Below are 12,858 nucleotides of genomic sequence, written 5' to 3'. Positions count from 1 at the left end.
AATCAGGAAAGGAAACGACATGAACCTGCCCGACCGAGTCAAGATCGTCGAGGTCGGCCCGCGCGACGGGCTGCAGAACGAAAAGGAAACCATCCCGGCCGACGTGAAGGTCGAGCTGGTGGACCGCCTCACCGATGCCGGCTTCGCCAACATCGAAGCCGCTTCCTTCGTCTCGCCGAAATGGGTGCCGCAGATGGCGACTTCGGCCGAGGTGATGGCGCGCATCCGGCGCAAGCCGGGCGTGGTGTATTCGGCGCTGGTGCCGAACATGAAGGGCTTCGAGGCGGCGCTGGCAGCCAGGGCCGACGAGGTGATGATCTTCGGCGCGGCGTCGGAAGCGTTCTCGCAGAAGAACATCAATTGCTCGATTGCCGAATCCATCGAGCGCTTCCGCGAGGTGGCGGCCGCCGCCAAGCAGCACGGCATGCGCCTGCGCGGCAGCATCAGCTGCGCCATGGGCTGCCCGTATCAGGGCGAGGTGCCGGTGGAGAGCGTGGCGGACGTGGTGCGGCGGCTGAAGGCACTCGGCTGCGACGAGATCGACATCGCCGACACCATCGGCGTGGCCACGCCGCGCCAGGTACAGCGGGTGATGGAGCGCGCCGCCGCCGAGTTCCCGCTGGAGCGCCTGTCCGGCCACTTCCACGACACCTACGGCCAGGCGCTGGCCAACATCTACGCCAGCCTGGAGGTGGGCGTGTCGATCTTCCATTCCTCGGTTGCCGGCCTCGGCGGCTGCCCGTATGCCAAGGGCGCCACCGGCAACGTCTCGACCGAGGATGTGCTTTACATGCTGCGCGGCCTCGGCATTGAGACCGGCATCGACTTCGACCGGGTGGTGGATGCCGGCCAGTTCATCTCCAGCCATCTCGGACGCAAGGCGGTCAGCCGCGCCGGCAACGCCATTGCCGCCAAGCGCGCGGCGTAGAAGGGCGGCAGGGCATGGCGCCGACTGGCAGGCTGATTCCGCTGCTGCAGGAAGTGCGCGCCTGCCGCCTGTGCGAGGCGCACCTGCCGCACGGCCCGCGGCCGGTGGTGCAGGCGGCGGAAAGCGCGCGGCTGCTGATCATCGGCCAGGCGCCGGGGCGCAAGGTGCATGACACCGGCATTCCCTGGAATGACGCTTCCGGCCGGCGCCTGCGCCACTGGCTGGGCATGGATGCGGATGTTTTCTACGATCCGGACCGGGTCGCCATCCTGCCCACCGGCTTCTGCTATCCCGGCAAGGGCAGAAGCGGGGACCTGCCGCCGCGCCCGGAATGCGCGCCGCGCTGGCATGCGCCGCTGCGGGAACGGTTGCCGCAGGTGCGGCTGACGCTGCTCATCGGCCGCCATGCGCAGCTGTTCGCGCTGCGCGGCAGGAACCGGCCGACACTCACCGAGACGGTGGCGGCCTGGCGCGATTACCTGCCCGAGTTCCTGCCGCTGCCGCACCCCAGCCCGCGCAACCAGGCATGGTGGCCGGCCAATCCCTGGTTCGAGCGGGAACTGCTGCCGGAACTCAAGCGCCTCGTCGCCGAGGCGCTGCAAGACAATGACGTCACACCATAAGCGATGAATTACCAGGACATGATGCACACAGAAACCTCGTCCGGCATCCACGCCGGCGCACCGCTGCCCGACAGCGCCCGCCGCGTCGCCGGCCTGCTCGCCGCCCTTGGCCATGAGCGGCCGGTGGTGATGCTGCCCGGCACCGGCAAGACCTCGGCCGAGGCCGCCGCCGGCCTCGGCTGCGACATCGCCCAGATCGCCAAGTCCATCGTCTTCCGCCGCCTGTCTGACGATGCGCCGGTCATGGTGGTGGCCAGCGGCGCCAACCGGGTGGATGAGACCAAGGTCGCTGCCATCGTCGGCGCGCTCGGCCGCGCCGATGCGAAGTTCGTGAAGCAGCGCATCGGCTACGCCATCGGCGGCGTGTGCCCCATCGGCCATCTGGAAAAGACGGTGATGCTGCTCGATGAAGATCTGTTCCGGCTAGACAGCCTGTGGGCTGCCGCCGGCCATCCGCATGCGGTGTTCAAGCTCACGCCGCGGGAGCTGCAGGCCATGACCGGCGCGCCCGTGGCCGACGTGGCGCTGCGCGAGGCGGCATGAAGCATTTCGATCCGCGCCAGGACGGCGGTCCGGTGCCCTCGCCCTGCATCAACATCTGCCGCATGGATGAGCGCACCGGCCTGTGCCAGGGCTGCCAGCGCACGATCGACGAGATTGCCGCCTGGGGCATGGCGAGCGAGGACGAGAAGCGCGCGGTGTGGCGGGCGATCGAGAGGCGGCGCCGGCCCGAGCGCTGAACTCAGCCAGGCGGGGCACATGCAAGTCCAACCAAGGAGGCAACATGAAGAAGCAGGTCGACTGGTATTTCGATTTCATTTCCCCGTTTTCCTACCTGCAGGCGGAGCTGCTGCACACGCTCGACGGCGAGGCCGACATTGCCTGCCGGCCGCTGCTGTTCGCCGGACTGTTGAACCACTGGGACTTCCGCGGGCCGGCGGAGATCGGCCCCAAGCGCACCTGGACCTACGAACATTGCGCCTGGCTGGCGCACCGGCATGGCATCCCCATCACGATGCCGCCGCACCATCCCTTCAACCCGCTGCCGCTGCTGCGCCTGTGCGCGGCGCTCGGCAGTACGCGCGAGGCGGTGCTGCGCCTGTTCCGCTTCGTCTGGCGCGACGGCCGGCTGCCCGCCGACGAGTCGGCATGGCAGGAACTGCTGCAGGAAATGAGGGTGGAGCCGGCCCGGCTGGAGGCGCCGGAAGTCAAGCAGGCGTTGCGCGCCAACGGCGACGCGGCGATCGCCGCCGGCGTGTTTGGCGTGCCGACCGCGGTGGTGGATAATCGCATCTTCTGGGGACTGGACGCGACCGACATGCTGCAGGCCTGGCTGCGCGGCGATGCCTTCTTCGATTCACCCGCCTTCATCGAGGCGGCGCGCGTGCAGCCGGGCCAGCAGCGCCAGCCCAAGCCGTCCGCCTGACATTCACCTTCCTATCGCTCCTATCGCCATGCAGTTCTATCAACCCGAAAAATCCGTCGCCGGTCCCGCCTACAGCGCGGGCTTCAAGGTGCTCGCCACCGTGGTCACCTTGGTCCTCGCCGGCTACGGCGTCAGCGTGGCGCTGCGCTTTCCGATCATGCAGTACGGCTTCGGCATCAAGATGCTGCTGCTAGGCTCGGCGCTGATGCTGGGCGTGAGCTATTACTGGTTCCTGCGCTCCCGCACGGCCATCGACGAGCGCGGCATCAGCCAGAGCTGGCTCTACGACAAGCGGGTCGAGTGGCGCGACGTGCGCGGCGCCAAGATGATCGGCATTCCCTACCTCACCTGGCTGTTCCCGCCGCGCCTGGTGGTGCGCACCGGCAATGCCTTCGCCACCTTCAACGCCGGCAGCCAGGACCTGCTGGTGGAGTTCGCCAGGATTTCCCTCGCCTTTCAGATGAAGCGATGAAGCTGCCGCCGACGATGCGCGTGTTCGAGCGCGGCTGGCTGTCCTCGAACAATATCGTCTTCCTCGGCCGGAACGAGACCGCCATCGTCGACACCGGCTACGTCAGCCATGCAAACCAGACGCTGGCCCTGGTGCGCCATGCGCTCGGCGGCCGGCGGCTGGACCGCATCGTCAATACCCACCTGCATTCCGACCACTGCGGCGGCAACGCCGCGCTGCAGCGCGCCTACGCCAGCCGCACCACGATTCCCGCCGACGAGGCCGGCAAGGTGCTCGACTGGGACGAGGAGGCGCTGACCTATCGCGCCACCGGCCAGCAATGCGAGCGATTCGGCTTCGACGACACCTACGCGCCGGGCGACGTGCTGCGTTTGGGCGATCTCGACTGGCGGGCGCTGGCTTCGCCCGGGCACGACCCGCATTCGCTCATCCTGCACTGCGAGCAGGAAGGCATTCTCATCTCCGCCGACGCGCTGTGGGAAAACGGTTTCGGCATCATCTTCCCCGAGCTCGAAGGCCAGCCCGGCTTTGCCGATGCCCGCGCCACCCTGGACCTGATCGCCGGCCTCGAAGTGCGGCTGGTCATCCCCGGCCATGGCGCGCCGTTCACCGACATCGGGACGGCATTGAAGAAGGCCTACGCCGTCCTCGATTACTTCGAAGCCGACCCGGCGCGCAACGCCACCAAGGCGGCCAAGGTATTGCTCAAGTTCCTGCTGCTGGACAAGAAGCGCATTCCGCTGGGGGAAGTGCCGGCGATGCTTGCCGGCATGCCGCTGCTGCGAGAGACCAACCGACGCTTCATCGGCAAGGAAATGGGCGCGCTTTCCGAGTGGGTGGTGGCGCAGCTGGTGAAGGCAGGCGCGGCGGCGGTGGAAGGCGACGCGCTGGTCGATGCCTGAAACAATGACAGCGCCTGCAAAAAATTAGACGCCGCATTCCAGCACGACCGTTCTTTTTTGCTCTTATAATCTGCTTTCCCATTCCACGACAACCCACGACAACCGCGAGGCCGCCATGTCCCTGCCCCCCGTGCTGCAAAACCTCAGTCTTCCCGTCATCGGCTCGCCGCTGTTCATCGCCAGCGGCCCGGCCCTGGTCAAAGCGCAGTGCAAGGCCGGCATCGTCGGCTCCTTCCCGGCGCTGAATGCGCGGCCGGCCGAGCTGCTCGACACCTGGCTGACCGAGATCCAGGCCGAGCTGGCCGAGTTCAAGGAGCGGAATCCGGAAGCGAAGATCGGGCCGATCGCGGTGAACCAGATCGTGCACCAGTCCAACAACCGCCTCGAGCATGATGTCGAAGTCTGCGTGAAGCATCGCATTCCCATCATCATTTCCAGCCTGCGCGCGCCGCCGAGGGAAATGCTGGATGCCATCCACAGCTATGGCGGCATCGTCATGCACGACGTGATCTCCATCCGCCATGCACAGAAGGCGCTGGAGGCGGGAGTGGACGGCCTGATCCTGGTGGCGGCCGGCGCCGGCGGCCATGCCGGCACGCTGTCGCCGTTCGCGCTGGTGGGCGAGGTGCGCAAGTTCTTCCAGGGACCGATCGCCCTGTCCGGCTCCATCGCCACCGGCGATGCCATCCTCGCGGCGCAGGCCATGGGCGCCGACTTTGCCTACATCGGCTCGCGCTGGCTGGCCACCAGGGAATCGAATGTCGACGAAGCTTATCGCCAGGCCATCCTCGAATCCTCGGCCGCCGACGTGGTCTATACCAATCTGTTCACCGGCGTGCACGGCAACTACCTGAAGAAGTCCATCGTCGCCGCCGGCCTCGACCCGGACAACCTGCCGACCGCCGACAAGTCGACCATGAACTTCGCTTCCGGCGGCGGCAGCAAGGCCAAGGCCTGGCGCGACATCTGGGGCGCCGGCCAGGGTGTCGGCCTGATGGACGACGTGTCGAGCGTCGCCGAGGTGGTGGACCGCCTGAAGCAGGAATACGAGGCGGCCCGCGCCCGTATCTGCGGCCGGACGTGAAGGAGCACGGTATGAAGAAAGCTTACGTGGTGGCCGAAATCCAGGTCACCAACCCGGTCGACTATGAAGGCTACCGGGCGCTGTCGACTCCGGCCGTCGCCCAGTACGGCGGGCAATTCATCGCGCGCGGCGGGCAGCGGGTGCAGCTCGAAGGCGGCGACGACAGCCACAACGACGGCTGGCGCACCGTGATCGTGGAGTTTCCTTCGCTGGAACAGGCCCGCACCTGGTACGACTCGGTGGAGTACACCAGGGCGCGGGAGATACGCCAGGCCAATTCCATCGGCCGGTTGTTCATCGTCGAGGGGGCCTGAGCGGTTCACGTTATTTTTGGCGCCATCCAGGGGGAAAACCGATGCCGATGAAAGCGATGAACATCAGACCCGTCAACCGAGGCCTTGATTCGCCGTCCCGCCCGTGCAGATCGACAATCAAGAGGCGCAAGGTATTGCGCCCAGGTTTCAACTTCGATCGGGTGCCGGTTCATAACTGGCACCGCTGAAGTCGAAGCCGCCCCTTCTCAACAAATCCGCCAGTCCGCCGGCAGGTAAAGGCGCGTTCAGCAGCTCGATGCTGAATCCGCTGTTCGCCAGAACATACTTGAGGTTGGTGTGCATGGCCCACAAACCCTGCCCGGTAGTCGAGCCATTCGAATACCGCTCTCCTTCCTGAAGCAAAACGTCCCAATACTGGAGGCACGCTTTCAGGAAGGGTTCATGCCGCTCTTTTGGATGAAGCCACATCACATTGGGCTGAGAAAGAAGGCCCAGAACGCCCCAGGCAGTCTGCAGGGATCGATGGAAGATTTCCGGCTGGACTGCGGCAGGCAGCCCTCCATCCGATAGGGCATCGAGGATCTGCTGCAGATGAACATAGCAATGAAAATGCGAGCTGTCGCCAAGCAGCCGGCTTGGGCCATGCAGGACGATCAGGCCCGGACAGTTTGCGGTATCCACTGCGTGCTCAGCGCCGATGGCTTCATTCCATTGCCCGCCGCGCGCGAGGTGACGCAGGCTTGCGCGACTTCGGGTTAAAACCGCTTTGTAGCGTCCGTAAAAAGATGATGGAATCAGCATGCTTGTGACCGTAAGAGAGAGCCGCGGCCACACCGCGTTGATGGAGCGCGGCAGGAAAATGATCGACACACGCGGGTCACTAAACTGTATTTCCGGAAACTTGCCGGCTGCAAGGAAATTCGCCAGTCAAAGCAGGGTTCCGGAATGGTCAATACTGCGAGCGCGCCACTGCTGACGAGGCAGCAACCGGAAAGGGATGAAACGCCATGCTTGAAGGCATGGGCAAGTTGCCGTGCTGCTCAGTTGAGGGAATCTTTGCCGCTCAGCGGGTTCGAACCGGTATTGCCAACCCGATACCAAGGACAGCCATGAGCACTGCATCGAAGCAACTCGAGGTCAGGACCAGCCGCCCCGCCCGCGACGAATCCACGCCGCGCATGCCGCACGAGCGCGACGAATCGGAGGACAGCCAGGCGTCGCAGCCGGGCCCGAAGCGGGATGACATCAAGCAGGCCTACGAGGACCTGAAGAACGGGCAGGTGGATACCGACATGCGCGGCATGCATGGGGTGGACGAGGTGGTGAACAATCCGCCCACCGTCTCGCCGGACAAGAACATCAAGCGGGATTGACGCCGACGGATAAAGGCAGGGCGCTCGGCCGCCGAAGGCCCGCCCCCATCCATTCTCTCCTTCAATCCGGTTTTTTCCTCGAAACCGGCAACTCCACCATCATCGGCTGCCCCGGCGCCGTGCAACCGGTCGAGCAGCACTTGCCCGGCTGGCGGTTGCTCGTGATCGGCCGGCGCGGGTCGTCCACCACGCCGCGTTCCATCAGCCGCTCCACCAGTTCCACCTTGTTCCCCACCGGATAGTTCCGGTAGATCTCCTGCTTCATCGCCGCCGGGGAGCCGCCGCCGTGCAGGCTGATCACCGAATACCAGCCGCCCTGGTAGGAGGCGGTCAGGTCCTCGATGAAGCGGGCGGTCTGTATCCGCTTTTCGTAGGGCACGTCCGGATTGGCGCGCAGCACGTCGGCCAGCACCGCCTCGGTGGCCGGGTTGTGGTCCTCATCCGGGCCGGGCAGGGTGACGATCAGGCCGCCGGACACGTAGTGGGCGATGCGGTGCATGTCATAGATCTGGGTGGCCAGCAGCAGCTTGCCGATGTTGGCGAAGACCGCGTCCGGCACGAACACGCCGGAAGCCTCGTCCTTGGCCGCGTAGACCGAGGCCGCCACGCCGCAGGCATAGAAGCCTTCGGTGATCTTGATCAGCTCCACCATCTGCTCGCGCAAATGGGTTTCCTTCGCCGGGTCGAAGCCGTTGGCTTCGCACATCAGGGCGCCGGCGCCGATCAGCAGGTCGCCGAAGCCGGCGCGGGCGGCGATGCAGGTCTGGCGGTGATGGGTGGCGTACTGATAGGTCATGAAGCTGGAGTGCTCCCATTCGCCGGCATAGAACACCCGCTCCCACGGCACGAACACCCTGTCGAACACCAGCACGCCGGTGGACTGGCCGAACTTGTTGGAGAACAGCGCCGCCTTCTCGCCCGGCCGTCCCGCCGGGCGGGCGATGATGGTCAGGCCCGGCGCGTCGCAGGGCACGGCGCAGCAGACGGCGAAATCGGCATCCTGCTCGCTCATGTTTCGGCAGGGCATGACGAGGAACTCATGCATGTAGGGCGCGCCGGTGACGATGGCCTTGGTGCCGGAGATGACGATGCCCTTCGCGCTGCGCTCGACGATGTGCAGGTAGGCATCGGGATTGGCCTGCTCGTGCGGACGCTTGCTGCGGTCGCCCTTGGCATCGGTCATGGCGATGCCGAGCGACAGGTCGCGGTCCTGCACCTCGTGAATATAGTTGACGATGTGCTGGCGGTAGCCGGTGCCCTTGTCGGCGTCGATGCGGTGCGCCACCTGGAAGATGGCGTTGAGGGCGTCGGTGGCGAGATAGCGCTGGGCGCAGCCGGTTTCCTGGCACAGCAGGCGAACCGCTTCCAGCTTGTTGAGCAGGTCGCCGTTCTCGGTGCAAATGTGCAGCATGCGGTTGACTTCCTTGCCGGAGGTCTGCTGCACCGCCCGCATCAGGGGCGCGTATTGCTCCTTCAGCGCATAGTCGTAGGTCACGCCGAGGGCATTGATGCCGGGCGCGAAGCCGGGTTCGTCGGCCACCGACTCCACCCGCCGGCCATCGAGATAGACGCGCGGCTTGAAGCGGCGGAGGGATTCGCGGTACTCGGCGGACGACATGAACATGGCGGTCTCCTTGTTTGGATAATGTTCGCAAAAATATGAACGCCGTTCATTGAAATGTCAAACGTTCATTCGAGGCCGCGCAAACCCGCGGCGCCATGCTAAAGTCGGCGCATGAAGAAAACAGTCGCACTCGCAGAAAACCGCGTCGAAGGAGACGCCGCGGCGGCGCATCCGCGCGGGACCCGGCTGCGCGCCGTCAACGAGCTCAAGCGCCAGATGATCCTGGATGCGGCGCGCCGGGTGTTCGAAAAGGAAGGGCTGCTCGGCGCCAACATGCGCGCCATCGCCGCCGAAGCAGGCTATGCCGCCAGCGCCCTCTACAACCATTACCCGAGCAAGGAAGACATCTACGGCGAGCTGCTGCTGCAGTCGCTCGACCGCCTCAACGAAGCCGTGCATCACGGCGGCAACGACAGCAGTTCGCCGCGCCGCCGCGTCGAGCGCCATGCGCTCGCCTTCTACGACTTCTACCTGGAAAATCCGCGCGAGCTGGATCTCGGCTTCTACTATTTCCAGGAAATGCGGCCGCTCGGCCTGACACCGGAACTCAACGACCGCCTCAACCAGCGCCTGCGCGATGCCCTCTCCAGCGTGGAGCGGGGGCTGGCGGAACTCGGTGCCGGGCCGGCCGACGCCCTGCGCGAAACCACCGCGCTGTTCGGCCATTGCGTCGGCCTGCTGCTGCTGACCCATACCGGCCGCATCCGCATGTTCGGCCAGGACGGCCGCAAGCTGTTCGCGGCTTACGTGAAGAAACTCATCCAGCAGGAGACGCCATGAATCCCACCGCGTTGTGCGACGCTTCCCGGTCGGCGCTGATCGTCATCGACCTGCAGCAGCGGCTGATGCCGGCCATTCATGCCGGCGAGCAGGTGATCCAGCGCGCGCATATCCTGGCCCAGGCGGCGCGCGCGCTCGGCGTGCCGGTGATCGGTACGGCGCAGACGCCGGCCAAGCTGGGCCCCAACGTGGCAGACCTGCATGCGCTGTGCAACCAGGTGGTGGAGAAGGACAGCTTCGACGCCTGCGCCGAGCCGGCTTTCCTGGAGGCGCTTCCCGGCGACCGCGACCAGTTCATCGTTGTCGGCTGCGAAGCCCATGTCTGCGTGCTGCAGACGGTGCTCGGCCTGCTGGCGCGCAGGCGCCCGGCGCGCCTGATCGCCGATGCCGTCGGCTCGCGCGATCCGGCCAACAAGGCGGTTGCCCTCGACCGGGCGCGTGCAGCCGGCGCGGAAATTCTGACCAGCGAGATGGTGGTGTTCGAATGGCTGCAGGACAGCCGCCATCCACGCTTCCGGGAGCTGATGGCGTTGATCAAGTAGGCAAGCGGCCCGTGCGGAACGGGCGCTTCAGGAAAGCGCAAAAGAGGCGCTTGACGGGAGCTGCCTCGTGCTCCTTGCCGGCTGCTAGCCGCGAGGAAGCGGCTGCAGCATGCTGACCCGGTTTCCCTCCGGATCCATGAATGACACATAGTGTCCGACGCCGGGAATTTCCATCGGCTCGCCCAGCACCTGCCCGCCGCTCGCCGAAACCTTCTCCATCGCCGCCCGGATGTCATCCACTCCGATCACTACCGACGGATGCTGGGCCGGCCAGTCCGGATGCTTGCCGTAGAAGCCGCCATTGATGGCGCCCGGCTGCGTCGGTCCGCGGTCGCCGGTCTCGGTCTCGGTCGTCGTGGCCAGCACGTAATTGCCCATTTCCGGCCCTAGCATCTGCGTCTGCCAGCCGAAGGCGGAACGGTAGAAGGCGGCCATGCGCTCGCGGTCCTCGTAGGGCATTTCGAAATGGATGACTGGATTCATGTTTCGCTCCCGTGCTGATTGCCAGATGTAACGCGAGCCGAAGGACTGTTGTGTTCTTAGGGCATCGCTACTTGTAGCTGCGCGCATCCTCGATCACCTTGCCGTCGTTGGGCAACTCCCCCTTGCCGACGAAGCGCACCTCGCCGCGCAGCTTGGTGACGTCGCGCATGGTGTCCACCAGCGCCGCTTCCATTCCCGCCTCAGAGGAGGGCGACGCCAGTTCGCAATGCAGCGTCATCACATCGTTGGCCATCTCGCCCGACACCACCAGCCGCGCCTTCGCGATCTCCGGGTGGCGCCGCACCACTTCCGCCACCTGGGATGGATGCACGAACATGCCGCGCACCTTGGTCGTCTGGTCGGCCCGGCCCATCCAGCCGCGGATGCGCACATTGGTGCGGCCGCAGGGCGAGCGCCCCGGCAGGACCGCAGACAGGTCGCCGGTGCCGAAGCGGATCAGCGGGTAATCAGGATTGAAGGAGGTGACCACCACCTCGCCCACCTCGCCTTCCGGCACCGGGTCGCCGGTGCCGGGGCGCACGATTTCCAGGATCAGGTCCTCGTCCATGACCATGCCGGGATTGACCGCGCCGTCGCTTTCGGTTTCGTAGGCGATGTTGCCGATGTCGGCCGAGCCGTACATCTGCAGCACCCGCCGCACGCCGTTGTCCTGCAGCCAGGCGCGCAGCGACGGCGGCAGGGCTTCGGCGCCGACCAGCGCCCGTTGCAGGCTGCGGATGTCGGCGCCCATTTCCTGTGCCTTCTCGATGATGATCTTGAGGAAGGACGGCGTACCGACGTAGGCATCCGGTTTGAGCGCCGCCATCGCCTGCACTTGCATCTCGGTCTGGCCGATGCCGGCCGGGATCACCGGGCAGCCCAGGCTGGCCGCGCCGCCCTCGGCCATGAAGGCGGCGGGCGTGAAGTGATAGGAAAAGCAGTTCTGCACGACATGGCCGGCGCGCAGGCCGATGGCGCGCATCGGCCGGGCGAAGCGCCACCAGTCCTGGGCGCTTCCCTCCGGATCGAAGATCGGGCCGGGCGACATGAACAGGTGGCGCAACCGCCGCGCCGGCGTGGTGGTGAGGCCGCCGAAGGGCGGCTCCGCCTGCTGCAGCGCATGCAGGTCGGACTTGCGCGTCACCGGCAGCCTGGCGAGCGCGGCGCGGCCGGTGACGGCGGCGGCGTCGATGTCGCGCAGGATGCGCGCCCAGCCGGGTGCAGCCTGCGCCCGCGCCACCAAGGCGGGCAGGGCGCGCATCAAAGCTTCCTCGCGCTGCTGCGGGTCGCGGGTTTCGAGCGGATCGAGCGGATCGGTGGGATCGGACATGGCGTTTGCGTGCATGAGAAGAAGAGGGATCAGGCCAGCCAGCGCTTGCGGCGGCGGTAGAACTTCATGTCGCGAAAGCTCTTGCGGCCGGCGCCCGACATGCCGAGGTAGAACTCCTTGACGTCTTCGTTGGCGCCGAGGTCGGCGGCGCGGCCTTCCATCACCACCCGGCCGTTTTCCAGGATGTAGCCGAACTCGGCATAGCGCAGGGCGATGCCGGTGTTCTGCTCGGCCAGCAGGAAGGTCACTTTTTCCTTCTGGTTCAGGTCCTTCACGATGGTGAACACTTCCTCCACGATCTGCGGCGCCAGGCCCATCGACGGTTCGTCCAGCAGCACCATGCGCGGACTGGCCATCAACGCCCGGCCGATGGCGCACATCTGCTGCTCGCCGCCGGAGGTGTAGGCGGCCTGCGAGGTGCGGCGCGTCTTCAGGCGCGGGAAGTAGGTATAGACCTTGTCGAGGTTGGCGGCGACCTCGCCCTTGTCGCGCCGGGTGTAGGCGCCGGTCAGCAGGTTTTCCTCGATGGTGAGGTGGGCGAAGCAGTGGCGGCCCTCCATCACCTGCACCACGCCGCGCTGCACCAGGTCGGCCGGCGACAGGTTCTCGATCCGTTCCCCGCGCAGCTCGATGCTGCCCTTGGTCACTTCGCCGCGCTCGCCGCGCAGCAGGTTGCTGACGGCGCGCAGGGTGGTGGTCTTGCCGGCGCCATTGCCGCCGAGGATGGCGACGATGCTGCCTTCCGGCACCTTCAGCGATACGCCCTTCAGGACCAGGATGACGTGGTTGTAGATGACTTCGATGCCGTTGACGTTGAGGATGGCGGTGGTGGGTTGCATGGTGTGGTGGGTAGTTGGTTGACCTGCCTTGCCCGACTGGAGACGCCTTCCTCTTCTAAAGAAACTCCCTCTCCCTCAGGGAGAGGGTTGGGAGCGTAGCAGGGGTTTCGCGGAGCACTGCTCCGCGCCTGCGCAGCCGAATGCACTTGCAAGCGCATTCGTGGGTGGGGATGGGTT

The 12,858-nt window shown here is 66.1% G+C and carries 17 protein-coding genes; 12 read left to right on the top strand and 5 right to left on the bottom strand.

Annotated elements, in window-relative coordinates:
- The first annotated feature begins 19 nt into the window (after positions 1-19).
- The 9 genes from CHB88_RS00355 to CHB88_RS00315 all read left to right on the top strand — a co-directional run bounded on the left by CHB88_RS00355 (position 20) and on the right by CHB88_RS00315 (position 5,749).
- Positions 20-928 carry a hydroxymethylglutaryl-CoA lyase gene (locus CHB88_RS00355; RefSeq protein ID WP_089397312.1) on the top strand — a complete coding sequence of 303 codons (909 nt, stop codon included), beginning with the start codon at positions 20-22 and terminating at the stop codon, positions 926-928.
- Between the two features lie 14 nt (positions 929-942).
- Positions 943-1,551 (top strand): uracil-DNA glycosylase family protein, encoded by a 609-nt coding sequence (locus CHB88_RS00350; RefSeq protein WP_089397311.1) that lies wholly within the window; start codon positions 943-945, stop codon positions 1,549-1,551.
- Between the two features lie 18 nt (positions 1,552-1,569).
- Positions 1,570-2,094, top strand: coding sequence for a YbaK/EbsC family protein (locus CHB88_RS00345; RefSeq protein WP_245844617.1), 525 nt, complete (start codon positions 1,570-1,572; stop codon positions 2,092-2,094).
- On the top strand, positions 2,091-2,291 hold the full coding sequence (locus tag CHB88_RS00340; RefSeq protein ID WP_089397310.1) for a DUF1289 domain-containing protein: 201 nt from the start codon (positions 2,091-2,093) through the stop codon (positions 2,289-2,291). Before CHB88_RS00345 ends, CHB88_RS00340 begins: the two co-directional genes overlap by 4 nt.
- Before the next feature lie 44 nt (positions 2,292-2,335).
- Positions 2,336-2,977 (top strand): 2-hydroxychromene-2-carboxylate isomerase, encoded by a 642-nt coding sequence (locus tag CHB88_RS00335; protein WP_089397309.1) that lies wholly within the window; start codon positions 2,336-2,338, stop codon positions 2,975-2,977.
- A 28-nt stretch (positions 2,978-3,005) separates the two neighbouring features.
- The gene (locus CHB88_RS00330) at positions 3,006-3,449 is read left to right on the top strand and encodes a hypothetical protein (protein ID WP_089397308.1); all 444 of its coding nucleotides are present in this window, start codon (positions 3,006-3,008) and stop codon (positions 3,447-3,449) included.
- Complete coding sequence (locus CHB88_RS00325; protein ID WP_089397307.1) at positions 3,446-4,351, top strand: MBL fold metallo-hydrolase; 906 nt, start codon at positions 3,446-3,448, stop codon at positions 4,349-4,351. The genes CHB88_RS00330 and CHB88_RS00325 overlap by 4 nt, the downstream gene beginning before the upstream one ends.
- 115 nt (positions 4,352-4,466) lie before the next feature.
- Positions 4,467-5,435 (top strand): NAD(P)H-dependent flavin oxidoreductase, encoded by a 969-nt coding sequence (locus CHB88_RS00320; protein ID WP_089397306.1) that lies wholly within the window; start codon positions 4,467-4,469, stop codon positions 5,433-5,435.
- A gap of 11 nt (positions 5,436-5,446) precedes the next feature.
- Positions 5,447-5,749 carry a DUF1330 domain-containing protein gene (locus CHB88_RS00315; protein WP_089397305.1) on the top strand — a complete coding sequence of 101 codons (303 nt, stop codon included), beginning with the start codon at positions 5,447-5,449 and terminating at the stop codon, positions 5,747-5,749.
- Between the two features lie 147 nt (positions 5,750-5,896).
- Here CHB88_RS00315 and CHB88_RS00310 read toward each other — a convergent pair whose 3' ends face one another.
- Entirely contained in the window at positions 5,897-6,580 is a 684-nt protein-coding gene (locus tag CHB88_RS00310; protein ID WP_089397304.1) for a hypothetical protein, read from the bottom strand.
- 239 nt (positions 6,581-6,819) lie between these two features.
- On the opposite strand from CHB88_RS00310, the gene CHB88_RS00305 reads away from it, so the two are divergent.
- Positions 6,820-7,083 (top strand): hypothetical protein, encoded by a 264-nt coding sequence (locus tag CHB88_RS00305; protein WP_089397303.1) that lies wholly within the window; start codon positions 6,820-6,822, stop codon positions 7,081-7,083.
- A gap of 61 nt (positions 7,084-7,144) precedes the next feature.
- Here CHB88_RS00305 and CHB88_RS00300 read toward each other — a convergent pair whose 3' ends face one another.
- A complete protein-coding gene (locus tag CHB88_RS00300; RefSeq protein WP_089397302.1) occupies positions 7,145-8,707 on the bottom strand; it encodes a 4-hydroxyphenylacetate 3-hydroxylase family protein in 1,563 nt (520 codons plus the stop codon).
- A 111-nt stretch (positions 8,708-8,818) separates the two neighbouring features.
- Between CHB88_RS00300 and CHB88_RS00295 the strand changes: the two genes are divergently transcribed.
- Together CHB88_RS00295 and CHB88_RS00290 are read left to right on the top strand one after the other, a co-directional pair.
- A complete protein-coding gene (locus tag CHB88_RS00295) occupies positions 8,819-9,487 on the top strand; it encodes a TetR/AcrR family transcriptional regulator (RefSeq protein ID WP_089397301.1) in 669 nt (222 codons plus the stop codon).
- The gene (locus CHB88_RS00290; RefSeq protein WP_089397300.1) at positions 9,484-10,029 is read left to right on the top strand and encodes an isochorismatase family protein; all 546 of its coding nucleotides are present in this window, start codon (positions 9,484-9,486) and stop codon (positions 10,027-10,029) included. Before CHB88_RS00295 ends, CHB88_RS00290 begins: the two co-directional genes overlap by 4 nt.
- A gap of 84 nt (positions 10,030-10,113) precedes the next feature.
- Here CHB88_RS00290 and CHB88_RS00285 read toward each other — a convergent pair whose 3' ends face one another.
- From CHB88_RS00285 to CHB88_RS00275, 3 genes are all read right to left on the bottom strand, one after another.
- Entirely contained in the window at positions 10,114-10,512 is a 399-nt protein-coding gene (locus CHB88_RS00285) for a VOC family protein (protein WP_089397299.1), read from the bottom strand.
- 67 nt (positions 10,513-10,579) lie between these two features.
- Positions 10,580-11,842 carry a phenylacetate--CoA ligase family protein gene (locus CHB88_RS00280; RefSeq protein WP_089397298.1) on the bottom strand — a complete coding sequence of 421 codons (1,263 nt, stop codon included), beginning with the start codon at positions 11,840-11,842 and terminating at the stop codon, positions 10,580-10,582.
- 29 nt (positions 11,843-11,871) lie between these two features.
- Entirely contained in the window at positions 11,872-12,681 is an 810-nt protein-coding gene (locus CHB88_RS00275) for an ABC transporter ATP-binding protein (RefSeq protein WP_089397297.1), read from the bottom strand.
- Positions 12,682-12,858: the final 177 nt, after the last annotated feature.

It is taken from the genome of Noviherbaspirillum humi, assembly GCF_900188095.1.
GTDB lineage: Bacteria > Pseudomonadota > Gammaproteobacteria > Burkholderiales > Burkholderiaceae_D > Noviherbaspirillum > Noviherbaspirillum humi.
The sequence above is the reverse complement of the archived record's forward strand: the minus strand, read 5'-3'. Positions and strand labels throughout refer to the sequence as shown.